Here is a 23,973-nt window from a genome sequence, read left to right as displayed (position 1 = left end):
CTTTCGAACACCCGCCGGCGGTGCGATCCGCTTTGGCCCCGCCCGAGGACGAGACCCATGGCGAAACCCGCCTCCATCAAGATCCGCCTGAACTCCACGGCGGACACCGGCTTCTTCTACGTGACCAAGAAGAACGCCCGCACCAAGACGGACAAGATGGTGCTGAAGAAGTACGACCCGATCGTGCGCAAGCACGTCGAGTTCCGCGAAGGCAAGATCAAGTAAGCCACGCGGACAACGCGCCTTTCGAACGCCCGGCCCGCAAGGCCGGGCGTTTTGCGTTGTAGGGCGTGTCAGGCGGCGTGGGCGATGACGCGGTTGCGGCCGGCGGCCTTGGCTTCGTAGAGGGCGTCGTCGGCGCGCTTGAGCAGGGCCTGCGGCCGCTCCTCGCCGGGCAGGCTCGCAGCCACGCCGATGGAGATGGTGACGGTCAGGAGCTCCTGGCCGGCCATGACGCGGAACGGCGAGCCGGCCACGTGCAGGCGGATGCGCTCGGCGATCCGGCGGGCGTCCACGAGCTGCGTGTCCGGCATGACGATGACGAACTCCTCGCCCCCGTAGCGCACCGGCAGGTCCACGGCGCGGACGTTGGAGGCCAGCCGCACGGCGAACTCCTTCAGCACCTCGTCGCCCACGTCGTGGCCGAACCCGTCGTTGATCTTCTTGAAGTGGTCGATGTCGAGGACCAGCACCGAAACAGGGCTGCCGCCCTGGGCGGCGCGCTTCATCAGCGCCTCGAGCTGGCCGCCCATGTAGCGACGGTTGTGCAGGCCGGTGAGTTGGTCGGTGACCGCCAGCTCCAGCGAGTGGTCGAGGTTGTCGCGCAGGTGCTCGGTGTAGCGCTTGCGGCGGATCTGGGTCTTGGCGCGGGCCGCCAGCTCCTGCGGGTCGATGGGCTTGGCGAGGATGTCGTTGACGCCGATCTCCAGCGCCTTCACCAGCCGCGCGCGCTCGTCGAAGTCGACGATCGCCAGGATCGGCAGGTTGCGGGTGGCCTCGTCCGAGCGCAGGCGGGCGCAGAACCGCAGGCCGTCGAACGACTTGGCCCCGGTGTTGACGATCACCAGGTCCACCGGTCCCCGAGCCGTCAGCAGGGCCTTCTCCGCGTCGTGCTCCACCACCGGGCGGTGTTCGATGGAGAGCTCCACGCCGATCCGCTTCGCCTGGCGATCCTGGTCGTCGACCACGAGGATCCGGCCGCCCGTGCCCCCCATGCGGCTCACCGCCCCGCCGATCAGGCCCATCCGCCGGCCGGAGGCCTCGCGCTCGCGAAGCTCGTCGATGACCGCCTTCAGCCGGGTCAGGCTGCGCACCCGGGCGAACAGCATGACGTCGTCGATGGGCTTGGTCAGGAACTCGTCGGCGCCGGCCTCCAGCCCCGCGACCCGATCCGCCCGGCCGTCGAGGGCGGTGACCAGCACCACCGGGATGTGCCGGGTCTCGGGGTCGTCTTTCAGGCGGCGGCAGACCTGGAAGCCGTCCATGCCCGGCATCATGACGTCGAGCAGGATGATGTCGGGCTTCTCGGCGGCGGCCACGGCAAGCGCCGTCGGACCGTCGGGCGCGGTGAGCACGCGATAGTATTCGGCCGAGAGCCTCGCCTCGAGCAGGCGTACGTTCGCCTCGATGTCGTCGACGACGAGGATCTTGGCCGACATCGGCCTAGTCCAGGAGGCGCTTGATGGTGTCCAGGAAGTGCGACACCGAGATCGGCTTGGAGATGTAGGCCTCGCAGCCGCCCTCGCGAATCCGTTCCTCGTCGCCCTTCATGGCGAAGGCGGTGACGGCGACGACGGGGATGGAGGCGAGGTCCTCGTCCTCCTTCAGCCACTTGGTGACCTCCAGGCCGGAGATCTCCGGAAGCTGGATGTCCATGAGAATCAGGTCGGGGCGATGCTCGCGGGCGAGCGACAGCGCGGCCAGTCCCTCGCGGGTCTGGAGCGTTTCGTAACCCTGGGCTTCGAGCAGATCATGAAAGAGCTTCATGTTCAGCTCGTTATCCTCGACGATGAGGACCTTCTTGGCCATTCGGGACCCGGCGCTGTTCCTTGAGGAAAACCCGGAAGGCCGTCCTCACCTCGCAACCATTCATCGGCGCGATATCCTTAAACTTCGTTAGCTGCGTCAGGACGTAAGCCTTGGCAGACCTTGTCACCCCCGCCGCGCCCCGCCTCGCTGACCTCGGCCTGTCCGTCGAACGACCGCTGGTGATCGTCGACGTGGACGAGGTGCTGGGCCTGTTCATGCAGGGCTTCGGGGCCTTCCTGGCGGCCCAGGGCTACGAGTTCCGGGTCGACCGGTTCGCCCTGTTCCAGAACATCTACCGCCCGGGCGCGGCCGATCACCTGCCGATCGCCGAGGGCAAGGCGCTGTTCGACGACTTCTTCCGCACCGGCTGTGGGGAGATCGAGCCCACGCCCGGCGCGGTGGACGCCCTGACCCGGCTCGGACGGCGTGCGGAGATCCTGATCCTCTCGAACGCGCCGGCGGACGCCGAGCGGCTGCGGTCGGAATGGCTGAAGCGCCACGGCCTGCCGCATCCGCTGATCCTCAACACGGGCCCGAAGGGGCCGGTGACCGCCGCGCTGGTGGGCCAGACGCCGCAGCCCGCCGCCTTCGTGGACGACCTGCTGCCGAACCTCGATTCGGTGGCCGATCACGCCCCCAGGGTAGCGACCTTCCAGCACGTGGCCGACGAGCGGCTGCGCCCGCTGGCGCCGACCTCCGACCGGCACCGACGAATCGACGACTGGGCCGAGCTGGCGGACGCGATCGAGCGGGCGATCTCCCGCTAACCGGCGATGGCCAGCCCGGCGTCCGCGGCGCGCTCGCCGAACCACGGGCGCAGCCGGCGCAGGGCCTCCTCGATCTCGGGCGTCGAGACGGCGAAGCTGAAGCGGATGAACCGGCGTCCGTCCACGGGATCGAAGTCCACGCCCGAGGCGGTGGCCACTCCGGTGTCGCGCAGCAGCCGCTTGCAGAACTCCAGGCTGTCGTCCGTCAGATGCGAGACATCGGCGTAGATGTAGAAGGCGCCGTCGGGCGGCGCGATCTCGGCGAGGCCCAGCGACGGCAGGGCGTCCAACAGAAGCTGGCGGTTGCGCCGGTAGACGGCCACGTGGCCCTCCAGCTCGTCGCGCGCGTCCATGGCGGCGAGGCCGGCGTGCTGGCTGAGCGAGGGCGCGGTCAGGAACAGGTTGCCGACGTAGGCGCGGGCGCGGGCCAGGTGGGCCGGCGGCGACACCAGCCAGCCCAGCCGCCAGCCCACCATGCTGAAGTACTTGGAGAAGCTGTTGACGATCAGCGCCTCGGGCTCGAACTCCAGCATGGAACGGGCCGGCGCCACGTAGCTGAGGCCATGGTAGATCTCGTCGGAGATGATCCGGATGCCGCGCGCGCGGCAGACCTCGGCGATGGCGGCGAGCTCGGGCGGCTCGATGATCGTGCCGGTGGGATTGGCCGGGCTCGCCAGGATCAGACCCTGGGGCGCGGGATCGAGCGCCGCGAGCGCCGCGGCGGTCATCTGGAAGCGGCTTTCGGGACCGCAGGGGATCTCCACCGGGACCATGTGCAGGGCGCGCAGGGTGTTGCGGTAGGCGACATAGCCCGGCCGCGCGGTCGCCACCCGGTCGCCGGGCGAGAAGCTGGACGCGAGCGCCAGCACGAGCGCTGGCGACGCCCCGCAGGTCAGGATGATCCGCTCCGGCGCGACCGTGACGCCGTAGCTGTCCTGGTAGTGGCGGGCGATACGCTCGCGCAGGGCAGGGCTTTCCCAGTAGCCCATGGCCTCGCTGTCGAGCACCTCGTGGGCGACGCCGATGGCCGCCTTGGGCGCGCCGGTGGACGGCTGGCCGAACTCCATGTGGATGATCGAACGGCCCTCGGCCTTCAGCCGGTGGGCGAGCGTACTGATTCCGATGGCGTGGAACGGGTCGATCTCGGCGGGCATGGCACCTGCTAGCGCGAGCCGTCGACTTCCGCCACCTCCGGGTCCAGCGCGGCGTTGACGCAGCGGCCGGCGCCGCCGCAGTGTGCCGGCCGTTCTTCGGGGGATCGCCCATGCGTCTGTATCCGTTCTCGCGTCACGCCCTGTCGGGCGCGGTGGCGCTCGCATTGCTGTCCGGCTACGGCCCCGCCGTGGCGGATGGCTACCGCACGCCGCCCGCGCCCATCGCGCAGATCGTCGACGCGCCGCCGACGCCCGGCGTGCAGCTCTCCAGCGACCGCCGCACCCTGGCGATCCTCGGCCGCGAAGGCCTGCCCTCCATCGCCGCCGTCTCCGAGCCGATCCTGCGGCTCGGCGGCTACCGCATCAATCCGCGGACGAACGGCCCGGTCGAGGCGCGGACCAACTGGAACAACGGCCTGTCGTTCAAGGACGTGGCGAGCGGCCGGGAGGCGCGGGTGGCCCTGCCCCAGGGCCTGCGCTTCACTCAGGCGCGGTGGTCGCCGAAGGGCGATGTCCTGGCCTTCGTGGGCGAAGCGCCTGCCGGGCTGGAGCTCTGGGTCGCGGACGTGCGCACCGGCCAGGCGCGCAAGCTGACCGGCCCCGTGCTGAACGCCGCCTTCGGCCCGGCCTTCGCCTGGCTGCCGGACTCCTCGGGCGTCGTGATCCGGGCGATCCCCGCCGGCCGCGGCGCCGCGCCCCCTGCCCCCGCCGCGCCCGCCGGCCCGATCGTGCAGGAGAACATGGGCCGCACGGCCCCCGCCCGCACCTACCAGGACCTGCTGACCGGCGCCCACGACGAGGCGCTGTTCGACCACTATTTCACGAGCGAGCTGGTCCGCGTCGACCTGGCCGGCCAGCAGCGCCGCGTGGCGCCCGCCGGCGTCTGGTCGTCGGTGTCGGTGTCGCCGGACGGCCGCTTCCTGCTTACCGAGCGCCTGAAGCGCCCCTATAGCTATGTCGTCCCCGCCCGCGCCTTCCCGACCGAGATCGCCGTGCTCGACTGGTCCGGCCAGGTGGTGAAGCAGGTGGCCGACCGGCCGCTGGCCGACGACGTGCCGCCGCCGTTCGACGCCGTGGTGAAGGGCCCGCGGGAGGTCCACTGGCGTTCCGACGCGCCGGCGACCCTGGTCTGGGCCGAGGCCCAGGACGGCGGCGATCCGCGCAACAAGGTGGCCATCCACGACCGGCTGCTGATGCAGGACGCGCCGTTCACGGGCGCCCCGCGCAAGCTCGCCGACCTGGCCGAGCGGTTCGAGGACGTGCAGTGGGGCCGCGACGACCTGGCCATCGTCGTCACCCGCTGGTGGACGAGCCGGCACGAGACCCGCCTGGCGGTGAACCCGTCGAACCCCGGCGAGCCGCGCGTGCTGATCTCGCGCAGCTACCAAGACCAGTACGGCGACCCGGGCGATCCGATGCTGGAGACCAACGCGGCCGGCAAGCCGGTGCTCCAGTTCACGCCGGACGGCCAGGGCGTGTTCATGGCCGGCGCGGGCGCGACGCCGAAGGGAGAGTACCCCTTCCTCAGCCGCCTGAACCTCGCCGACGGCTCGACCCGCGAGCTCTGGCGCTCGCAGTCCGGCTGGTACGAGGAGCCGATCTCCCTCGCCGACGCGGCGGGGACGCGGATCATCACCCGCCGCGAGAGCCAGAAGGCGGCGCCGAACTTCTTCATCCGCCCGGCGGCGGGACGCGCCCAGCCGACGGCCCTGACCGCCTTCAAGGACCCGGCGCCGCAGTTCGCCGGGGTCGCCAAGCGGCTGATCACCTACACCCGCGCCGACGGCCTGCCGCTCTCGGGCACGCTCTACCTGCCGGCCGGCTACGATCCGAAGCGGGACGGGCCGCTGCCGACCCTGCTCTGGGCCTATCCGGCCGAGTTCACCGACCCGAAGATGGCCGGCCAGGTGGTGGACAAGTCCTCCAACCGCTTCGTCCGGCCGGGCGGCATCTCGCATCTGCTGCTGGTCACCCAGGGCTATGCCATCCTCGACAACCCCTCGTTCCCCATCGTGGGCGAGAACGGCAAGGCGAACGACACCTACGTGGAGCAGCTCACGGCCGACGCCGAGGCCGCCGTGGACGCCCTGGTGAAGCTGGGCGTGGCGGAACGCGGGCGCATCGCGGTGGGCGGCCACTCCTACGGCGCCTTCATGACCGCCAACCTGCTGGCCCACACCGACCTGTTCCGGACCGGCATCGCGCGGTCGGGCGCCTACAACCGGACGCTCACCCCCTTCGGCTTCCAGGCCGAGGAGCGGACCTACTGGGAGGCGACGGACATCTACACGAAGATGAGCCCGTTCACCTACGCGCCGCAGATCAAGGAGCCGATCCTGCTGACCCACGGCGGCGCCGACGACAACTCCGGCACCTTCCCGGTGCAGTCGGAGCGGTTCTACGCGGCCCTCAAGGGCGCCGGCGCCACGGTCCGCTACGTGGTGCTGCCGAACGAGGCGCACGGCTACCGCGCCCGCGAGTCCAGCCTGCACACCCTGTGGGAGATGACCAACTGGCTGGACACCTACCTGAAGCCGAAGGCCGCGCCCGCCAAGGCGGCCGACTGACACGGCGTCCGACGCCCCGAGATGCGGTATGAAGCGCCGATGAGCCCCATCGGCGCTTCTTCATGAAGGCCTTCTGCCGCGACTGTTTCTGGACCGGGGAGCAGCCCGTGCGCCGCTGCCCCGATTGCGGGACGCCGCGGGTGGTGGCGCACGCCGAGCTGGACGGCCTGGCCATCGCCCACATGGACTGCGACGCCTTCTACGCCTCGGTGGAGAAGCGCGACCGGCCGGAGCTCCGCGACCGGCCGGTGATCGTCGGCGGCGGCAAGCGGGGCGTCGTCACCACCTGCTGCTACATCGCCCGCATCTCCGGCGTCCGCTCGGCCATGCCGATGTTCAAGGCGCTGAAGCTCTGCCCGGAGGCGGTGGTCATCAAGCCGGACTTCTCGAAATACCGCTTCGAGAGCCAGCGGATCCTCGGCATGGCCGGCGAGCTGACGCCGCTGATCCAGAACCTCAGCCTCGACGAGGCGTGGATGGACCTCTCGGGCACCGCCCGGCTGCACGGCGCGCCCCCCGCCCTGACGCTCGCCAGGCTGCAGGCGCGGATCGAGGCCGAGACGGGGCTGACCGTCTCCATCGGCCTCGCGGCCAACAAGTTCCTGGCCAAGATCGCGTCGGACCTGGACAAGCCGCGCGGCTTCTCGGTGATCGGCGCCGCCGAGGCGGAGAGCTTTCTGGCGACCAGGCCGGTGGGCATCCTGCCGGGCGTCGGGCCGGCCATGGTGGCCTCGCTGGAGAAGGCCGGCTTCCGCACCGTCGGGCACCTGGCTCGCGCAGATGTGAAGGACCTGGCCGGCCGCTGGGGCGCGCACGGCTTGCGGCTGCACGAGCTGGCGCACGGCCGCGACGCCCGCGCCGTCAACCCGAACGAGGCGCGCAAGGGCATCAGCGCCGAGACCACCTTCAACACCGACCTGACGAAGCTGTCCGACCTCGAGGACGTGCTGGCCGAGCTCTGCGAGAAGGTCGCCCGCCACGCCCGCAAGGACGGCATCGCCGGGCGGGTGGTGACGCTCAAGCTCCGGACCACCGACTTCCGCATTCACACGCGTCGCAAGACCATCGCCGTGCCCACCCAGACCGCCAGGACCCTGTTCGCGGTCGGCCGCGAGATGCTGGCCCGAGAGGCCGACGGTCGGCCCTTCCGGCTGATCGGGATCGGCATGGCCGAACTGGTGGAGGCCGACGCGGTGGAGGCCGACTTCTTCGCGGGCGAGGAGCGCCGGGCGCTGGCTTCGGAGAAGACCCTCGACACTCTGCGGGCGCGATTCGGCGCGGGCGCGGTCACCTCAGGGAGGATTTTGCGTGCAAAGACGGCGCTCAAGGAGGATTGATGAGCACTGGAGCCGCCGCGGCCGTCGGGGCGCCCCGAACTGGGCCCCTTAGCGCCCGCGTGACAATTCGACCCTAGCAAATGCCGATGTTTGACATATCTAATCGTACGAGGACGGGGCGCAGGCTTCGTCAGGAGATCCGCGGGATGAGCGAACGCAAGCAAGGTGACTCGGGCGCCGGCGTTCGATCGGCGGTGATCACTCAGACAAAACCCAAGACGCAGAAACCCTCGATGTACCGGGTGCTTCTGCTGAACGACGACTACACCCCGATGGAATTCGTCGTTTATGTGCTTGAGCAATATTTCAACAAGTCGCGCGAAGACGCGACTCGGATCATGCTGCACGTCCACCAGCACGGTGTCGGCGTCTGCGGGGTGTTCACATACGAAGTGGCGGAAACAAAAGTGGCCCAGGTCGTTGATACGGCACGCCGGCACCAGCACCCGCTGCAGTGCACCATGGAAAAGGATTAGAGGCACTTGCCTTCATTTTCGCGCCAGCTCGAAGAGTCCCTTCATCGCGCCGTCGCCTACGCCAACCAGCGCAAGCACGAGTACGCGACGCTCGAGCACCTGCTGCTCTCCCTGGTCGACGACGAGGACGCCGCGGCGGTGATGCGGGCCTGCGACGTGGACCTGGGTTCCCTTCGCACAACCCTCACCAATTACGTCGACAACGAGCTGCGCTCGCTGGTGGTCGATGACGGCGAAGACGCCAAGCCGACCGCCGGCTTCCAGCGCGTGATCCAGCGCGCGGTCATCCACGTCCAGTCCTCGGGTCGGGAGGAGGTGTCGGGCGCCAATGTGCTCGTCGCCATCTTCTCCGAGCGCGAGAGCCATGCCGCCTACTTCCTGCAGGAGCAGGACATGACGCGGTACGACGCGGTGAACTACATCGCCCACGGCATCGCCAAGAAGGCCGGCGCCTCCGAGGCCAAGCCCGTCAAGGGCGCCGAGGAAGAGGACAAGCCCTCGGTCAAGACCGGCGGCGAGGCCCTCGAGGCCTACTGCGTCAACCTCAACGAAAAGGCCAAGCAGGGAAAGGTCGATCCGCTGATCGGCCGCATGGCCGAGGTGGAGCGCGCCATCCAGGTGCTCTGCCGGCGGACCAAGAACAACCCGTTGCTGGTCGGCGACCCGGGCGTCGGCAAGACCGCCATCGCCGAGGGCCTGGCGCGCAAGATCATCAACAAGCAGGTCCCCGACGTGCTTGCGGGCGCCACCATCTTCTCGCTCGACATGGGCGCGCTGCTGGCCGGCACCCGCTACCGCGGCGACTTCGAGGAGCGCGTCAAGCAGGTCGTCAAGGAGCTGGAAAACCACCCCGACGCGATCCTGTTCATCGACGAGATCCACACGGTCATCGGCGCTGGCGCGACCAGCGGCGGGGCGATGGACGCCTCGAACCTGCTGAAGCCGGCGCTGGCCTCGGGCACGCTCCGCTGCATGGGCTCCACGACCTACAAGGAGTTCCGCCAGCACTTCGAGAAGGACCGGGCCCTCGTCCGTCGCTTCCAGAAGATCGACGTGAACGAGCCGACGATCGAGGACACGATCAAGATCCTGAAGGGCCTGAAGTCCTACTACGAGGACTTCCACAAGCTGAAGTACACCAACGACGCCATCAAGGCGGCGGTGGAGCTGTCGGCCAAGTACATCACCGACCGCAAGCTGCCCGACAAGGCGATCGACATCATCGACGAGGCCGGCGCCTCGCAGATGCTGCTCTCGGAAGGCAAGCGGAAGAAGACCATCGGCCTGAAGGAGATCGAGGCGGTCGTCGCCAAGATCGCCCGGATCCCGCCGAAGTCGGTCTCCAAGTCGGATACCGAGGCCCTGAAGCAACTGGAGACCGACCTGAAGCGGGCGGTCTACGGCCAGGACGAGGCCATCGAGCAGCTCTCCGCGGCCATGAAGATGGCCCGGGCCGGCCTGCGCGACGCCAACAAGCCGATCGGCTCCTACCTGTTCACCGGCCCCACCGGCACGGGCAAGACCGAGACGGCCCGCCAACTGGCCTCCACCCTCGGCATCGAGCTCCTGCGGTTCGACATGTCCGAGTACATGGAGCGCCACACGGTGAGCCGCCTGATCGGCGCGCCTCCGGGGTACGTGGGCTTCGACCAGGGCGGGCTGCTGACCGACGCCGTCGACCAGCATCCGCACGCGGTGGTCCTGCTCGACGAGATCGAGAAGGCGCACCCGGACGTCTACAACATCCTCCTGCAGGTCATGGACCACGGTCAGTTGACCGACTCCAACGGCAAGAAGATCGACTTCCGGAACGTCGTCCTGATCATGACGACCAATGCCGGGGCGGCCGACGCCCAGCGCAACTCCATCGGCTTCGGCCGCGGCAAGGCCGACGGCGAGGTGGAAGAGGCGCTGAAGCGGCAGTTCACGCCGGAGTTCCGCAACCGCCTCGACGCGGTGGTGCACTTCCGCGCCCTGACCCCGGAGATCATCCGGCAGGTGGTGCAGAAGTTCATCATGCAGCTCGAGGCGCAGCTCGCGGACCGCCACGTCACCATCGAGACGGACGACGAGGCGGCCGACTGGCTGGCCAAGAACGGCTTCGACGAACTCTACGGCGCCCGTCCGCTGGGCCGGGTGATCCAGGAGAACATCAAGAAGCCGCTGGCCGACGAGATCCTGTTCGGCCGGCTGATCAAGGGCGGCCACGTCCGCGTGGTGCTCAAGGACGGCAAGCTGGGCTTCGAGATCGAAGGCGAGACGCGCGAGCGCGGCGCCCCGGTCATCGAGAACCCGGCGGAGGAAGAGGACGCCGCCGAGCTCACCCAGTAGCTCCGCGGCGCTGCCGAAGACAGAAAGGCCCCGGGCGGCGACGCCCGGGGCTTTTTGCTGGGCTCAGCTCTCGGCCACGAACGGCCGGCGGAAGACGCGCTTCAGCACCGCCGCCAGGACGGGGTTGCGTCCGGGATAGACCCGCCGGCCGTTCCGTCTGGGCCAGGTCCAGCCGCCGGTGGCCACATTGGCCGGCAGGCGGAGCGACAGGCGCCCACCCTCCACGTCGGAGGTCATGGGCGTGTAGTAGAGGCAGTCCTCGAAGTACCAGTGGACCACGAGCGAGCGGCGGGTGGAGTCCGGGTCGGTCAAGGGCGAGCCGCCGTGGGCGAGGTTCGCCGCCCAGACGAAGGCCCAGCCCTTCGGGATGATCGCCCGCTCCTCCGGCAGGCCGGCGGCGTCCAGGCGCTCGGCGAACCGCTGCACGAAGCAGGTGGCGTAGTGCTCCGGCGTCGGCCGGGGATCGTTCACGCCCGCGTCGCGCATGGTCATCACCGGCAGGCGGTGGGAGCCCGGCAGGTAGACCAGCGGCCCCGCCCCCGGACGCACGTCCTCCAGCGCGATCCACACCCCGCACATGAAGCGCTCGGGCACGCTGTGGAAGTGGATGGAGTCGGGGTGCAGCCCCTGCTGGCTGCCCTTCAGGAAGTTCAGCGTCTGGAAGGGGAAGCCCGCGCGGCCGTAGGCGGCCCGCAGCAGCCGCGCCACCTTCGGCCAGGCGGCCAGGCGCTTCACCGCGCTCGACCGCAGCCAGGCGTCCTGGATCCGGTTCATGCCGGGTTGCGCGGCGAAGATGCGATCGGTGTCCGCCACCGCCCGGTCGATCAGGGTACGGGCCTCGTCGCCCAGGTCGACCAGCGCATAGCCGCGTTCCGCCAGGCTGCGGACGAAGGCCTCCGTCTCCGCGTCGACGCCCGCGCGGGCAAGGTAGGCGTCGAGCTCCGGCCCCTCGAACGGCGGGACCTCGGGAGGAGCGCTCACGCGATCTTCGCGGCGATCTGCTGGGCGAGCGTCTTCAGCTCGTCCATGTCGGCCATGCCGCCGGAAGCGTGCCGGCCCACGGCCACGCCGTCCCAGCGCGGGATGATGTGGAAGTGCAGGTGGAACACCGTCTGGCCGGCGGTCGCCCCGTTGAACTGGGTGATCACCACCCCGTCCGGGCTGAGCGCCGCGCGCACGGCCTTCGCCACCCTCTGCACGCCGAGGATCAGCTCGGAGAGCACCTGCGGCTCCTCGTCGAGGAAGTTGCGCGCCTGGGAGTGCTTGGGGATCACCAGGGTGTGCCCCCTGGCCTGCGGGAAGACGTCCATGAAAGCCAGCACGTGGTCGTCCTCGAACACCCGTGCACACGGCATCTCGCCGCGCAGGATCTTCGCGAAGATGTTGCCGTCGTCGTAGGTCCCGTCCAGGCTCATGGCGCGCTCCGAGGTGACAGGCTCGCCTCGTAGCAAATCGCAATGGGAGGGGGAACGATGGCCGGCGACGCGCGCAAGCCCGCCCAGCTCACCGAACGCCAGCAGAAGTGGTTCGCCGCGGTCCGCGCCGGCCTGGAGCGGGACACCGGCAGGACGCTGGAACAGTGGGTGGCCATCGCCCGCACCTGCCCCGAGACCCGGCCCCGGGCGCGGCTGGTCTGGCTGCGCGAGCGCTACGGCCTGGGCCAGAACCGGGCCGCCACCGTGCTCGCCGAGGCCTTTCCATCCGACCTGGGCTGGGACGAGCCCGAGCGGCTGCGGGACGCGCTGTGGAGCGATCCGGGCTCGCGCCGGATCCTCGAGGCGGTGGAGGCCGCGGTGGCCGACCTTCCCGGCCTCACAGGGGGACAGCGCAAGGGTTTCACGGCCTTCTCCAGGACGGTCCAGTTCGCCGCCCTACGCCCGGTGAAGGGCGGCGGGGCCATGCTCGGGGTGGCTGTCGAGCCGTCGGCCGACCCGCGGCTGGAAGCGCCGCGCAACGAGAGCTGGTCCGAGCGCCTGAAGGCCCGCCTGCCGCTGGCCGATGCGGCCGAGGTGGACGACGGCCTCAAGACGCTGCTGAGGCAGGCCTGGGAACGGTCCTAGGTCTCCGCCCGGAACGGGGAGTACTCCTCGGCCAGCCATTCCATTTCCTGTTCCACGCCCTCGCGTTCCTGGGCGAGGAAGCGCTCGACCGGCTCGCGCAGCCGCGGGTCGGCGATCCAATGGGCGGAGTAGACGGGCTTCGGAAGGTAGCCGCGGGCGATCTTGTGCTGGCCCTGGGCGCCGGCCTCGACGCGGGGCAGGCCTCGGCCGATGGCCCATTCGATGGCCTGGTAGTAGCAGAGCTCGAAGTGCAGGAAGGGCACATCCTCGATGCAGCCCCAGTTGCGGCCGTAGAGGCAGTCGTCGCCGATCAGGTTCAGGGCGCCGGCGATCCAGCGCGCGTCGCGGCGCGCCATGACAAGCAGGATCCGGTCGGCCATCCGCTCGCCGATGAGCGAGAAGAAGTCGCGGGTCAGATAGGGCCGGCCCCACTTGCGCGAGCCGGTGTCCATGTAGAAGCCGAAGAACGCGTCCCAGTGATCCTCGGTAATGTCGGCGCCGGTCAGGCAGACGATCTCCACCTCGGCCTGGGCGTCGCGCCGCTCCCGGCGGATGGTCTTGCGCCGGCCGGACGATAGCGCGCCCAGGAAGTCGTCGAAGGTGGCGTAGCCGCGATTCTCCCAGTGGTACTGCTGGCCTTCGCGGAGGGCGAGGCCCTGCCCGCCCATCCAGCGCCACTCGTCCTCGCTCGGGAAGTTCACGTGCAGCGAGGAGATGTCGTAGCGCTCGCAAAGCGTCAGGGCGCCGCCAAGCAGGAGCGCCCTGCCCTCGCCGGCGTCCACGTCCGCCCGAACCAGCAGGCGCGGCCCGGTGGCCGGCGTGAAGGGCGCGGCCGACAGCAGCTTGGGATAGTAGCGGCCGCCCGCCCGCTCATAGGCGTCCGCCCAGGCGTGGTCGAAGACGTACTCCCCCTGGCTGTGGGATTTCAGGTAGAGCGGCATGACCGCCGCGGTCGCGCCGGCCTCGTCCTCCACCACCAGATGGTGCGGTCCCCAGCCGGTCTTCTCCACGGCGCAGTTGGCCGCCTCCACCGCATCCAGGAAATCGAAACGGACGAACGGATTGCCGGCGTAGGCGGGATTGTCGGCGCAGGCGTCCCAGGCCTCGCGGCCGATCTCGGAGATGCGGCGGCAGACCTTGACCGCCGGCTTCAGGCTCACGCGCGGAAGCCCTCGAAGATGAGGTTGTCGCAGCCGCCGCGGACCGCATCCCACTGCGCAGGCTCGCGCACCGTCCAGGCGATCACCGGCAGCCCCTGCGCCCGATACTCCGCGGCGCGTTCCGACGGCAGCATGTCGAGCCCCAGCGCCAGGAAGTGCGGCCGGGCGATGGCCACGTGCTGCAGGTCGGCCCAGGCGCGACGCTGATCCTCCGACAGATGCGGCGCCTTGCGGTAGGCGTAGCTGTCGAGGCCGCGGAGCACGCCCGGGAACCGGTCGGCGAACCAGGCGTGGCTGTAGGGATTGAAGCCGATCACGCACAGCGGGCCGGCATGGTCGACGATGATCTCGTGGACCCGCTGCTCGAGCGGCCCGACCCGGCCGGGCGGCGTCTTCAGCTCCACGTGCACCATGGCGCGGCGGCCCACCAGGGCGAGGGTCTCGGCCAGGGTCGGGATCGTCTCGTCGGAGCCCGCCAGCCGGAGCTCGGCCAGTTCGGCGGCGGTGCGGTCGCCGATCCGGCCCTCGGCCCCGGTCATTCGCCTGAGGTCGTCGTCGTGGAAGACCATGGCCTCGCCGTCCCGCGAGAGCTGGACGTCGAGCTCGATCCCGTACCCGGCGGCGCAGGCCGCCTGGAAGGCGCCCAGCGAGTTCTCCGGCGGGCCATCGGGGCTCCACAGCCCCCGATGCGCGATCGGCGGGTGGAAGAGGAGATCCCAGGCCTCGCCGAAGCGCGCCTTCACGAGAGCTGCACCACCGCGTCGACCTCCACCGCGAAGCCGAGCGGCAGCCGGTAGACGCCCACCGCCGATCGCGCGTGGCGGCCGGCGTCGCCGAAGGCCTCGACCATCAGGTCCGAGCAGCCGTTCACCACCTGCGGGATGTCGAAGAAGTTGGGGCCCGCCTGGACGAAGCCGCCCAGCTTCACCACCCGGACCACCCTGTCGAGGTCGCCCTCGCAGGCGGCCTTCATCTGGGCGAGCAGATTGATTCCGCAGAGGCGCGCGGCGCGCCGGGCGTGCTCGGCGTCGACGTCCTCGCCGACGATCCCCTTGATGCCCCCCTCGGCGTCCACCGAGACCTGGCCGGAGATGTGCAGGAGGTCGCCGGCCCGGACGAACGGGACGTAGTTGGCGACGGGCGGGTTCGGTTTCGGCAGGGTGATGCCGAGCTCGGCGAGGCGATCTTCGACCTGGGACATGGCCGCTGGTCTAGCGCCCTCCCCCGCATGAGAAAAGGCCCGGACCTGAGGTCCGGGCCTTCCGAGTTCCGAAGCCAGGGAGGAGGAGCTTCGGAGCTGTCCCTTAGCGGGCCGCCTGCATGCGCTCGACCAGGGCGGTCACGCGCTCGTTCAGCGGCTTCATGCTGTCCTTCACCGAGGCCGAGACGGTCTCGGACATCTGGCCGACCTGGGCCATGTAGGTCTCTAGCGCGCTCTTGGCGAAGGCGGTCTGCAGCTCGATCACTTCCTGCACGCTCTTGGCGGAGGCGAGCGACCGGGCGGCCGACACCTGGGTGTCGAACGCGGACTTGGAGAAGGACATCGCCTGCGCGCCGAGCGCTTCGGCGCCCTTCGTGGCGGCGGTCATCGAGGCGACCATGGCCTCGAGGTTCTTCTTGGAGTGGGTGTTCACTTCGTTGAGCGCCGTCAGGGTCTTCTCCACGCCATCCTTGAAGGCGACGTTGGAAGCGGCGGTGAATTGCTCGACGGTGGACTTGACGGTTTCAGCGGCGGCCATCGTTGAAACTCCTGGACTGAAAAGGCTGGGCGGGACGCGGCTTGTCACCGCGGTGCAACAAACTCGGGACATAGGTCCCCTAAACTCACGACGCTTGTCTCATGTTGCACTGCAGCAGTCAAGCGACTTTTGTGCACCGCACAAAACAGTCCGGGCCACTTTCCGGGCGCCACACGGCCAAGGCGCGACAATTGCGCCCGTTCAAGCCTTGTTTACTGTCGAGCAAGGGTCCTTAAGGCATCTTAGTGCGGATTCCGGCGGCGGGGGGCCGCCACAACCCTTTGATTCGACGGACGAAGCATGTTCCAGCACGCCCGCCGCCTGTTTGTAGCTTTCGGCGCCGCCGCAGCCGTCGCGTTTACGACTGTCGCGCCCCCCGCAGCCGCGCAGCCGGCCTTCCAGCAGCTCGCCACCGCCTCGCAGAGCAAGTACGCGGCCATCGTCGTGGACGCGAAGACGGGCGAGGTGCTCTACGCCAAGCGCGCCGACGCGCCGCGCTATCCGGCGTCGATCACCAAGGTGATGACGCTGTACCTCACCTTCGAGGCGCTGGCGGCAGGCAAGATCCGGCTGGACGACCCGGTGGTGATCTCGCCGCGCGCGGCGGCCCAGTCGCCGACTAAGCTGGGCGTGCCGGCGGGCCAGACGATCACCGTCTCCGAAGCCATGCAGGCGCTGGCCATCAAGTCGGCCAATGACGTGGCCGTGGCCATGGCCGAGAAGCTGGGCGGCACCGAAAGCCGCTTCGCCGCGCTGATGACCCTGCGGGCGAAGGAGCTGGGGATGACCAACACCCACTTCGCCAACGCGTCGGGCCTGCCCGACAGCCGCCAGATCTCCACGGCGCGGGACATCGCCATCCTCTCGCGCGCGGTGATGCGCGACTATCCGCAGTACTATCGCCTGTTCAGCCAGCGGGAGATGACCTTCCGAGGCCAGACCATGCGCAACCACAACGGCCTGCTGCACCGGATGCCCGGCGTCGATGGGCTGAAGACCGGCTTCACCAACGCCTCGGGCTTCAACCTCGCGGTTTCCGCGGTGCGCGACAATCGCCGGCTGATCGCCGTGGTCATGGGCGGCCCGACCACCCGGGCCCGCGACGAGAACGCCCAGTCCCTGCTGCTCACCGGCTTCGACGTGATCCGCCGCCGCGACCTCGGCGAGAAGATCACCATCGCCCAAAACCTGTTCGAACCCGAGCCCTCCGGCCGGGTGCAAGGCAGCACCGAACAGGGCGACCAGGACATGAAGATCGTGCTGGCCTCCGCCGCCCCGCCGCCGCGCACCTCGAAGATCGAGGTCGTGCAGCCGAAGTCGCGGCAGACCGAGGCCAAGTCGGCCGACAGGTGGGCCGTCCAGGTCGGCGCCTTCAAGGCCCGCTCCGACGCCCGCGAGCAGATCGACCTGATCGAGAAGCGCTTCGGCAAGCAGGTCGCCGGCGCGAAGCCCGTCACCGACAAGGCCGCGGGCCGCTACCGCTCGCGCTTCGTCGGCCTGTCCGAGCGGGAAGCCAAGACCGCCTGCAAGGCGATCAAGGCCAAGGGCATGGCCTGCCAGGTGATCGAGCCCAAGGCCTGATCCGAGCCGCCACCGAGACGGAGGAGCCCCGGGCGAAGCCTGGGGCTTTTTTCTTGCCCAGTGTCGCGGCGCGGGCCGCTGCTACTTCTGAAGCAGGCGATCGCGGGCGGCGTTGAGCTGCGCCGCGAGGCCCGTGGTGCCGCCCTTGTCGGGATGCACGCTGCGCATCAGGCGGGTGTATGCGGCCTTGATCTCGTCGGGGCGGGCGTCGGCGCCCACGCCGAGGATGGCGCGGGCCTCATCGAGGCTCATGCGGCCCTTGCCCGGCTGCGGCGCGAGGCCCGTGCGGCGGGTGGAGACCGCAAGCCAGAGGCCCAGCACCATCAGGACGATCCCCGAGCCCCAGCGGCCGCTGACGCTCAGGTAGGTGGCGCCCGCGAAGGCCGCGATCGCGAAGGCGCCGGACAGGAACCGCCACTCCCGACGCTTCAGGATCGGCTTGCCGCGACTGATCATGAGGATCAGGGCGAGCGCGGCGGCCCCGAGCGCGAGATAGAGCATGCGGCTATTCCGCCGCGATCTTCTCCGCCTCGTCCAGCCCCTGGAAGCCCAGCGCGGTCATCAGGGCGCGCAGCTCCTGGCGGGCGGCCACGTGCTGCAGAGACATGGCCACAGGCCGGATGGTCGGCGACAGGTCGGCGATGGTCAGACCGAACGGGAACAGCTCGCGATAGATCACCCGGTCGCGCAGACCAGGGCCGACGCGGAAGCCGACCTTGCGCGACAGCGCGGTGATCCGCTCGTCCAGGCGCTTGCGGTTGCGGGCCTCGGTGGGCGCCAGGCGGTTGCGCAGGACGACCCAGTCGATCTGCTTGCGCTCGACCGTGGCGCGCTGCTTGCGGCAGGTCCAGACGGTCTCGGAGTAGAGGCTGTGACGGGTGAGCTCGAGCGTCACGGGATCGACGATGCCCAGCATGTCGAAGTCGACGAAGCTGTCGTTCATCGGCGTGACGATGAGGTCGGCCTTGGCGTGAGCGGCGCGGCTGATCGCGGTGTCCGCCCCCGGTGTGTCGATGAGCACGAAGTCGGCCTGCTGGGCCACTTCGGCGAAGGCCTGTTCGAATCGGGTGAGCTGATCGGCGTCCGAGGCCTTGGCCAGCGCGTCGCCCGCGGAGCTGATCCCATGCTCGACGGGCATCGGCGCCTCGGCCTTGTTCGCCGCGAGCCACTTGGCGCGGTTGGCGAAGAAGTGGCCCATGGTCTGCTGGCGCAGGTCGAGGTCGAGGACCGCCACCTTGGCGCCGCCGTGCAGCAGCGCGACCGCGATGTGGATGGCGAGTGTGGACTTGCCCGCCCCGCCCTTTTCATTGCCGACGACGATGACGCTCGCCATGCGCATAGCTCCCCGGGGCCGCGAAGCGCCGCCCGATCCGGCCGCTAGGTGAACGCTTGCACAGAGTCGGGTCAACGCGCGGTTTGCCGCCGTGTGCAGATGGACGCGACTCTGGAGCTCCGCCATAAGCCCTACATGTCCGAGACTCCGCTTCCGCTCGTACGCACCGTGGCCGATCTTCGCGCGCAGGTGCGCGCCTGGCGGGCGGAGGGCCTTCGCGTCGGTTTCGTCCCGACCATGGGGGCGCTGCACGAGGGGCACCTCTCGCTGGTCCGGCTCGCGCTCGCCAACGCCGACCGGGCCGTGGCCAGCGTGTTCGTCAACCCGACGCAGTTCGGGCCCAACGAGGATTTCGACGCGTACCCTCGTGGCGAGCAGCGGGACGCCGAGCTCCTGGCCGGCGCCGGCTGCCACCTGCTCTACGCCCCGACCGTCTCCGAGATGTACCCGGAGGGCTACGCCACCAAGGTGACGGTGGCGCGGATCACCGAGCCGCTGGACGGCTCCGCCCGGCCCGGCCACTTCGACGGCGTCAGCACGGTGGTCACCAAGCTCCTCCTGCAATGCGGGCCCGACGTGGCCGTGTTCGGCGAAAAGGACTTCCAGCAGCTCCAGGTGATCCGCCGGATGGTGCGGGACCTGGACATCCCAGTGGAGGTCCTGGGCGCGCCCACCGCCCGCGCCGACGACGGCCTCGCCCTATCCTCCCGCAACGCCTACCTCTCGGCAGCCGAGCGCGCGGTCGCGGCCAAGCTGAACTTCACCCTGCGCGCCGCCATCGCCCACCTGCAGGCCGGCCACGCCGTGGCCGCGGTGGAGACCGCCGCCGTGGCCGCCCTGGACGAGGCCGGCTTCGACCGGGTGGACTATGTCGAGGTCCGGGACCCAGAGGACCTGTCTCGACTCGGGCCGGGGCCCCTCGCCGGTCCGGCGCGGATACTGGCGGCCGCCGTCATCGGCCGCACGCGGCTGATCGACAACATGGCGGTCTGAGCTCGGCTGTGGCGTTCCGTCGCACGGCGCCGCTTGGGTCGCGAATGGCAAAGCTACAAGTCCACTGACTTCGGGCACTTAAGCTCGCGAAGCTTAGCCTTTTCAGGCACATGGCGAGGCCGTTCCGGCCCGCTGCGACAGTCCGCCTGAAGAGGGCGGAAACCTTCCCTGGCTAGCTTGGCCTGCACCGGCGGGGGCGCCGGGGGAGTCCAGTGCCATGTCCTACCTGAAGTACGACGGCGCCGCGGCGCGCGTCGCCGCCGAGCCCAGCCTGAACCTGTCCGGCGCGGGCGGGGCCGAGACCCTCACGGGCACGGCGGCGGGCGAGAACCTCTACGGCGCCGCCAAGGGCATGACGCTGGTGGGCGGGGCCGGGGACGACGTCTACTGGCTGCAGACCCACCTGCCCTACCTGACCATCACCGAGGCGGCGGACGGCGGCCTCGACACCATCAAGGCCTGGCAGAACGTCAACCTCGCCGACTTCGCCCACGTGGAGAACCTGTCGGTGGGGCTGGACGGCGTCTGGGGGGCCGGCAACGACCTCGACAACGTCATCTGGGGTGGCGACGGGGCGCAGCAGCTCTACGGCGGCAAGGGGCAGGACGTCCTGGTCGGCGGCGCCGGACGCGACACCTTCATCGTCCACAAGGGCGAAGGCTCCGACGTCATCCAGGACTTCAGCGCGGCCGAGGACGTGGTCCGCCTGAAGGCCGGCCTCACCAGCTTCGCGCAGGTGCAGGCGCGGCTCAGCCAGGCGGGCGCGGACGTCATGCTGGACCTCGGCGGCGGCGAAGGGCTGCTGTTCCGCAACCTGACCCTGGGCCAGCTCACCGCCGGCAACTTCCAGCTCGAGCTGGATCTCAGTGGCTTCGCGCGCACCTTCTCCGACGAGTTCGACAGTCTCTCGCTCCGCGACCCGGAGAGCGCGCCCGCCGGGACCTGGCGCACCGACTACGGCTACCAGGGCCCGCAAGGGGTCGGCAGCTACACCCTGATCTCCAATGACGAGAAGCAGATCTACACCTCGCCCTATTTCCGGGACCACCCGGGGGACTTCGCCGAGAGCCCCTTCGTCGTGAACGGCGACGGCACGGTCTCCATCTGGGCGAGGCCGTCCGCGAACCCGGAGATCTTCGGCTACGGCTACACCTCGGGCCTGCTGAGCTCGAAGGGCGGCTTCAGCCAGACCTACGGCTACTTCGAGATGCGCGCCGACCTGCCGGACGCGGTCGGAGCCTGGCCCGCCTTCTGGCTGCTGCCGGCCGACGGCTCCTGGCCGCCCGAGCTCGACGTCATGGAATCCCTCGGCGACGACCAGACGTCGTGGACCACGGCCCACTGGGGCACGCCGGCGAACCACGGCGCCAAGGGGGTCCAGAACCTCGTCCCCGGCGACGGCTTCCACACCTACGGCGCGCTTTGGACCGCCGAGAAGATCGTTTGGTACGTGGACGGCGTGGAGGTCTTCTCCCAGGCCACCCCGGCCGACATGCACAAGCCGATGTTCATGATCGCCAACCTCGCCCTGGGCGGCTGGGCGGGCGCCGTGGATCCCGCGCGACTGCCGGCCGAGATGCGACTGGACTATATCCGCGCCTACCAGTTGCCGGAGGCTCCGCCCCCTCCTCCTCCTCCTCCGCCGCCGCCGCCGCCGCCTCCTCCTCCTCCGCCCTCGCCCCCGCCCCCTTCGCCCCCGCCCGCCTATGACGGCGGCGGTGGCGGCGGCGGCGGCAGCGGCGGGCCCCGGATTCTCTATGCGGCCGACGGCGGCGACAGTCTGCAGGGCGGCGGCGGCGACGATCTGCTGACCGGCGGCGCGGGCGAGGACACCATCGAAGGCGGCGCGGGCGCCGACCGCCTCTACGGCGGCGGCCGCTGGGACAAGCTGCAGGGCAACACCGGCGACGACGTGATCTACGGCGGCGGCGGCAACGACTGGGTGGTCGGCGGCAAGGACAACGACGCGCTGTCTGGGGACGACGGCGACGACATCGTCTACGGCAACCTCGGCGCGGACACCTGCATCGGCGGCCTGGGGGCCGACCTCGTGCGCGGCGGCCAGGGCGACGACCTGGTCCTCGGCGACGCCGGCGACGACTGGCTGTCCGGCGACCGCGGCGACGACACCCTGACCGGCGGGATCGGGGCCGACACCTTCCACGCGTTCGAGGGGTCGGGGGTCGATCTCGTGACCGACTTCCGCATGTCCGAGGGCGACCGGGTGCAGCTCGCCCCGGGAACGACCTGGTCCGCCTCCGACGTGAACGGCTCGGTGGTCATCGACCTCGGCGGCGCCGACCGCCTGGTGTTGCAGGGCGTCCAGCTTGGCGAGCTCGGGGTGGGCTGGCTGTTCTTCGGATAACGTCGGTTCGCGACGCCCCGCCGCAGCCGAGCGCGGCCGCAGGCCGCAGGCGCCGCAGCCGCGCCTGCGGCGCCCGCGCACACCTGAGCTGTGACAAGGCGCCACAGCAAAGCTGCGCACCGCCCTCCGGTTGAAGACGCTGCCGTAGCATGGTTCAGCCAGTTATCCGCGACTACGGTGAAGCTCGTTCAGTATCTTTTCCCAACGTCCACGAACACTTACCGAACAGGCTTGACTATACCATCCCCCTTACAGTGAAGCTTCGGGAACGAACTGCTTTCGACTGTCAACCCGCCCCCATAGCGCAGCTCTGCGACAACTTTGACAAGAGTTCCGAAAGCACGCCGCGGCTAGTCTTCATGCGTCGACCGGCTGTCGGGGCCAGGTGGACAGCGGCGGGGTCGGGCCCGCCTTCGAGAGACGGGAAAGACTAACGATGACGTACTTTAAGTACGACGGCGTTCGCGCCGCCGAGACCGCTGCGCATGTGTCCGATCTGTGGGGCACCGACCTTGCCGAGACTCTGACGGGGACCTCGGCGGCCAATTCGCTCTGGGTGGGCGTGGGCGACACCGCCATCGGCGGCGCGGGCGACGACACCTACTGGTTGCAGGCCCTGAAGGGCCAGTTCACCGTGACCGAACTCGCCGGCGGCGGCGTGGACAAGATCGCCGGCTGGCAGAGCATCTATCTCGGCGACTACGCGAACTTCGAGAACGTGTACGTCGGCGGCGACAACACCTACGGCGCGGGCGACGCGAAGGACAACGTCATCGAAGGCGGCCCGGGCGCGCAGCAGCTCTACGGCGGCAAGGGCCAGGACGTCCTGGTCGGCGGGGCCGGCAAGGACACCTTCATCGTCTATAAGGGTGAAGGCAACGACGCGATCCACGACTTCAACGCCGCCGAGGACGTCGTCCGCCTGAAGGCCGGGTACACCTCCTTCGCGCAGGTGCAGTCGAAGCTGGTCCAGGTCGGCGCCGACGTGAAGCTCGACATGGGCGACGGCGACGCGCTGGTCTTCCGCAACATCACCGTCGGCCAGTTCACGGCCAAGAACTTCCAGCTCCAACTGGACACCGGCACGCTGGGCGCCAAGACCTTCGGCGACGAGTTCTCGGGCCCGCTGTCGATCTGGGACGCCCAGAGCAATCCGAACGGCACGTGGCGGCCGGACTTCGGTTACCAGGGCGAGCAGGGCACGGGCAGCTACACCCTGATGTCCAACAACGAGCAGCAGATCTACACCTCGCCGTATTTCCGCGGCCACAACGGCGACTTCTCCGAGAGCCCGTTCGTCTCCAACGCCGACGGCACCCTGTCCATCTGGGCGCGGCCGTCCAACAACCCGGAAATCTTCGGCTACGGCTACACCTCGGGCTTCATCTCCACCAAGGAGAGCCACGCCCAGACCTACGGCTACTTCGAGATGCGGGCCGACATCCCGGACGCCGCCGGCGCCTGGCCCGCCTTCTGGCTGATCCCGGCCGACGGCTCGTGGCCGCCGGAGCTGGACGTGATGGAGGTGCTGACCTCCGACCCGCGCGGCGCCTGGACCACCGAGCACTCGGGCGTGGGCGGCCACAGCTCGAACGGCATGCTGTCCTTCACGCCTGACACCACCGACGGCTTCCACACCTACGGCGCGCTTTGGACCGCCGAGAAGATCGTCTGGTACATCGACGGGGTCGAGGTCTTCTCCCAGGCCACCCCGGCCGACATGCACAAGCCAATGTTCATGATCGCCAACCTCGCCCTCGGCGGCTGGGGCGGCGCGATCAATAACGGCCAGCTCCCGGCCGAGATGAAGATCGACTACATCCGCGCCTACGGCCTGGGCGACGGCCAGACCACCACCCCGCCGCCCGCCACCGGCGGCGACACCGGCGCCGGCGGCGTCAGCAACCCGCCGCCGGCGAACGACGCCGGCCAGGTGCTGACCTTCGCGGCGCACGGCGACACCCTGACGGGCGGCGCCGGCGCGGACACGATCAACGCCAGCCAGGGGGCGGACAAGCTCACCGGCGGCGCCGGCGCGGACACCTTCGCCTACAAGGCCACCCCGTGGAGCGCGGGCACGAT

The 23,973-nt window shown here is 69.8% G+C and carries 22 protein-coding genes; 11 read left to right on the top strand and 11 right to left on the bottom strand.

What is annotated here, in order from left to right:
* Positions 1–57: 57 nt before the first annotated feature.
* Entirely contained in the window at positions 58–225 is a 168-nt protein-coding gene (rpmG, locus tag ACE3Q8_RS01490; RefSeq protein WP_257818325.1) for a 50S ribosomal protein L33, read from the top strand.
* Between the two features lie 68 nt (positions 226–293).
* Here rpmG and ACE3Q8_RS01485 read toward each other — a convergent pair whose 3' ends face one another.
* Together ACE3Q8_RS01485 and ACE3Q8_RS01480 are read right to left on the bottom strand one after the other, a co-directional pair.
* Positions 294–1,658, bottom strand: a complete 1,365-nt coding sequence (locus tag ACE3Q8_RS01485) for a PleD family two-component system response regulator (protein ID WP_374468216.1) — start codon at positions 1,656–1,658, stop codon at positions 294–296.
* 4 nt (positions 1,659–1,662) lie between these two features.
* Positions 1,663–2,028: a response regulator gene (locus ACE3Q8_RS01480; protein ID WP_374468214.1), complete on the bottom strand. Its 366-nt coding sequence runs from the start codon at positions 2,026–2,028 to the stop codon at positions 1,663–1,665.
* Positions 2,029–2,138: 110 nt separating this feature from the next.
* Here ACE3Q8_RS01480 and ACE3Q8_RS01475 point away from each other — a divergent pair, with 110 nt between their 5' ends.
* Complete coding sequence (locus tag ACE3Q8_RS01475; protein ID WP_374468212.1) at positions 2,139–2,795, top strand: hypothetical protein; 657 nt, start codon at positions 2,139–2,141, stop codon at positions 2,793–2,795.
* Here ACE3Q8_RS01475 and ACE3Q8_RS01470 read toward each other — a convergent pair.
* Positions 2,792–3,949 carry an aminotransferase class I/II-fold pyridoxal phosphate-dependent enzyme gene (locus tag ACE3Q8_RS01470; protein WP_374468210.1) on the bottom strand — a complete coding sequence of 386 codons (1,158 nt, stop codon included), beginning with the start codon at positions 3,947–3,949 and terminating at the stop codon, positions 2,792–2,794. The genes ACE3Q8_RS01475 and ACE3Q8_RS01470 overlap by 4 nt on opposite strands.
* Positions 3,950–4,059: 110 nt before the next feature.
* Between ACE3Q8_RS01470 and ACE3Q8_RS01465 the strand changes: the two genes are divergently transcribed.
* From ACE3Q8_RS01465 to clpA, 4 genes are all read left to right on the top strand, one after another.
* Complete coding sequence (locus ACE3Q8_RS01465; protein ID WP_374468208.1) at positions 4,060–6,516, top strand: prolyl oligopeptidase family serine peptidase; 2,457 nt, start codon at positions 4,060–4,062, stop codon at positions 6,514–6,516.
* Between the two features lie 62 nt (positions 6,517–6,578).
* Entirely contained in the window at positions 6,579–7,853 is a 1,275-nt protein-coding gene (locus ACE3Q8_RS01460) for a DNA polymerase IV (protein ID WP_374468206.1), read from the top strand.
* 146 nt (positions 7,854–7,999) lie between these two features.
* Entirely contained in the window at positions 8,000–8,329 is a 330-nt protein-coding gene (gene clpS / locus ACE3Q8_RS01455) for an ATP-dependent Clp protease adapter ClpS (RefSeq protein ID WP_332049776.1), read from the top strand.
* 6 nt (positions 8,330–8,335) lie between these two features.
* Positions 8,336–10,660 (top strand): ATP-dependent Clp protease ATP-binding subunit ClpA, encoded by a 2,325-nt coding sequence (gene clpA, locus ACE3Q8_RS01450; RefSeq protein WP_374468204.1) that lies wholly within the window; start codon positions 8,336–8,338, stop codon positions 10,658–10,660.
* Positions 10,661–10,723: 63 nt separating this feature from the next.
* On the opposite strand, the gene ACE3Q8_RS01445 is transcribed toward clpA, so the two are convergent.
* The gene (locus ACE3Q8_RS01445; protein WP_374468202.1) at positions 10,724–11,641 is read right to left on the bottom strand and encodes a phytanoyl-CoA dioxygenase family protein; all 918 of its coding nucleotides are present in this window, start codon (positions 11,639–11,641) and stop codon (positions 10,724–10,726) included.
* The gene (locus ACE3Q8_RS01440) at positions 11,638–12,075 is read right to left on the bottom strand and encodes an HIT family protein (RefSeq protein WP_374468200.1); all 438 of its coding nucleotides are present in this window, start codon (positions 12,073–12,075) and stop codon (positions 11,638–11,640) included. The genes ACE3Q8_RS01445 and ACE3Q8_RS01440 overlap by 4 nt, the downstream gene beginning before the upstream one ends.
* 57 nt (positions 12,076–12,132) lie before the next feature.
* On the opposite strand from ACE3Q8_RS01440, the gene ACE3Q8_RS01435 reads away from it, so the two are divergent.
* Positions 12,133–12,720, top strand: a complete 588-nt coding sequence (locus tag ACE3Q8_RS01435) for a DUF4287 domain-containing protein (RefSeq protein ID WP_374468198.1) — start codon at positions 12,133–12,135, stop codon at positions 12,718–12,720.
* On the opposite strand, the gene ACE3Q8_RS01430 is transcribed toward ACE3Q8_RS01435, so the two are convergent.
* The 4 genes from ACE3Q8_RS01430 to ACE3Q8_RS01415 all read right to left on the bottom strand — a co-directional run bounded on the left by ACE3Q8_RS01430 (position 12,717) and on the right by ACE3Q8_RS01415 (position 15,619).
* Positions 12,717–13,880, bottom strand: a complete 1,164-nt coding sequence (locus ACE3Q8_RS01430; RefSeq protein WP_374468196.1) for a GNAT family N-acetyltransferase — start codon at positions 13,878–13,880, stop codon at positions 12,717–12,719. The two genes, ACE3Q8_RS01435 and ACE3Q8_RS01430, sit on opposite strands and share 4 nt — an antisense overlap.
* A complete protein-coding gene (locus ACE3Q8_RS01425) occupies positions 13,877–14,623 on the bottom strand; it encodes a glycerophosphodiester phosphodiesterase family protein (protein ID WP_374468194.1) in 747 nt (248 codons plus the stop codon). Before ACE3Q8_RS01425 ends, ACE3Q8_RS01430 begins: the two co-directional genes overlap by 4 nt.
* Positions 14,620–15,081: a RidA family protein gene (locus ACE3Q8_RS01420; protein WP_374468192.1), complete on the bottom strand. Its 462-nt coding sequence runs from the start codon at positions 15,079–15,081 to the stop codon at positions 14,620–14,622. Before ACE3Q8_RS01420 ends, ACE3Q8_RS01425 begins: the two co-directional genes overlap by 4 nt.
* Before the next feature lie 103 nt (positions 15,082–15,184).
* The gene (locus tag ACE3Q8_RS01415) at positions 15,185–15,619 is read right to left on the bottom strand and encodes a phasin family protein (RefSeq protein ID WP_374468190.1); all 435 of its coding nucleotides are present in this window, start codon (positions 15,617–15,619) and stop codon (positions 15,185–15,187) included.
* A 300-nt stretch (positions 15,620–15,919) separates the two neighbouring features.
* On the opposite strand from ACE3Q8_RS01415, the gene ACE3Q8_RS01410 reads away from it, so the two are divergent.
* Positions 15,920–17,200: a D-alanyl-D-alanine carboxypeptidase gene (locus tag ACE3Q8_RS01410; protein WP_374468188.1), complete on the top strand. Its 1,281-nt coding sequence runs from the start codon at positions 15,920–15,922 to the stop codon at positions 17,198–17,200.
* A gap of 81 nt (positions 17,201–17,281) precedes the next feature.
* Here ACE3Q8_RS01410 and ACE3Q8_RS01405 read toward each other — a convergent pair whose 3' ends face one another.
* The gene (locus ACE3Q8_RS01405; protein WP_374468186.1) at positions 17,282–17,701 is read right to left on the bottom strand and encodes a J domain-containing protein; all 420 of its coding nucleotides are present in this window, start codon (positions 17,699–17,701) and stop codon (positions 17,282–17,284) included.
* A 4-nt stretch (positions 17,702–17,705) separates the two neighbouring features.
* Positions 17,706–18,539, bottom strand: coding sequence for a division plane positioning ATPase MipZ (locus ACE3Q8_RS01400; RefSeq protein WP_374468185.1), 834 nt, complete (start codon positions 18,537–18,539; stop codon positions 17,706–17,708).
* A gap of 129 nt (positions 18,540–18,668) precedes the next feature.
* Between ACE3Q8_RS01400 and panC the strand changes: the two genes are divergently transcribed.
* From panC to ACE3Q8_RS01385, 3 genes are all read left to right on the top strand, one after another.
* A complete protein-coding gene (gene panC / locus ACE3Q8_RS01395; protein ID WP_374468183.1) occupies positions 18,669–19,526 on the top strand; it encodes a pantoate--beta-alanine ligase in 858 nt (285 codons plus the stop codon).
* Between the two features lie 217 nt (positions 19,527–19,743).
* Positions 19,744–21,891 (top strand): family 16 glycosylhydrolase, encoded by a 2,148-nt coding sequence (locus ACE3Q8_RS01390; protein WP_374468181.1) that lies wholly within the window; start codon positions 19,744–19,746, stop codon positions 21,889–21,891.
* A gap of 436 nt (positions 21,892–22,327) precedes the next feature.
* Positions 22,328–23,973, top strand: a 1,646-nt coding sequence (locus ACE3Q8_RS01385; RefSeq protein WP_374468179.1) for a family 16 glycosylhydrolase, incomplete at its 3' end; no start/stop codon positions are given.

The organism is Phenylobacterium sp. (assembly GCF_041913825.1).
Lineage (GTDB): Bacteria > Pseudomonadota > Alphaproteobacteria > Caulobacterales > Caulobacteraceae > Phenylobacterium.
This window is presented reverse-complemented; position numbering and strand designations above follow the sequence as displayed.

Bases quoted from the DNA above. Each gene is read 5' to 3' on its own strand.
- rpmG (WP_257818325.1), top strand. From the start codon at position 58: ATGGCGAAACCCGCCTCCATCAAGATCCGCCTGAACTCCACGGCGGAC.
- ACE3Q8_RS01485 (WP_374468216.1), bottom strand. From the start codon at position 1,658: ATGTCGGCCAAGATCCTCGTCGTCGACGACATCGAGGCGAACGTACGC.
- ACE3Q8_RS01480 (WP_374468214.1), bottom strand. From the start codon at position 2,028: ATGGCCAAGAAGGTCCTCATCGTCGAGGATAACGAGCTGAACATGAAG.
- ACE3Q8_RS01470 (WP_374468210.1), bottom strand. From the start codon at position 3,949: ATGCCCGCCGAGATCGACCCGTTCCACGCCATCGGAATCAGTACGCTC.
- ACE3Q8_RS01465 (WP_374468208.1), top strand. From the start codon at position 4,060: ATGCGTCTGTATCCGTTCTCGCGTCACGCCCTGTCGGGCGCGGTGGCG.
- ACE3Q8_RS01460 (WP_374468206.1), top strand. From the start codon at position 6,579: ATGAAGGCCTTCTGCCGCGACTGTTTCTGGACCGGGGAGCAGCCCGTG.
- clpS (WP_332049776.1), top strand. From the start codon at position 8,000: ATGAGCGAACGCAAGCAAGGTGACTCGGGCGCCGGCGTTCGATCGGCG.
- ACE3Q8_RS01440 (WP_374468200.1), bottom strand. From the start codon at position 12,075: ATGAGCCTGGACGGGACCTACGACGACGGCAACATCTTCGCGAAGATC.
- ACE3Q8_RS01435 (WP_374468198.1), top strand. From the start codon at position 12,133: ATGGCCGGCGACGCGCGCAAGCCCGCCCAGCTCACCGAACGCCAGCAG.
- ACE3Q8_RS01420 (WP_374468192.1), bottom strand. From the start codon at position 15,081: ATGTCCCAGGTCGAAGATCGCCTCGCCGAGCTCGGCATCACCCTGCCG.
- ACE3Q8_RS01415 (WP_374468190.1), bottom strand. From the start codon at position 15,619: ATGGCCGCCGCTGAAACCGTCAAGTCCACCGTCGAGCAATTCACCGCC.
- ACE3Q8_RS01410 (WP_374468188.1), top strand. From the start codon at position 15,920: ATGTTCCAGCACGCCCGCCGCCTGTTTGTAGCTTTCGGCGCCGCCGCA.
- ACE3Q8_RS01405 (WP_374468186.1), bottom strand. From the start codon at position 17,701: ATGCTCTATCTCGCGCTCGGGGCCGCCGCGCTCGCCCTGATCCTCATG.
- ACE3Q8_RS01400 (WP_374468185.1), bottom strand. From the start codon at position 18,539: ATGCGCATGGCGAGCGTCATCGTCGTCGGCAATGAAAAGGGCGGGGCG.
- panC (WP_374468183.1), top strand. From the start codon at position 18,669: ATGTCCGAGACTCCGCTTCCGCTCGTACGCACCGTGGCCGATCTTCGC.
- ACE3Q8_RS01390 (WP_374468181.1), top strand. From the start codon at position 19,744: ATGTCCTACCTGAAGTACGACGGCGCCGCGGCGCGCGTCGCCGCCGAG.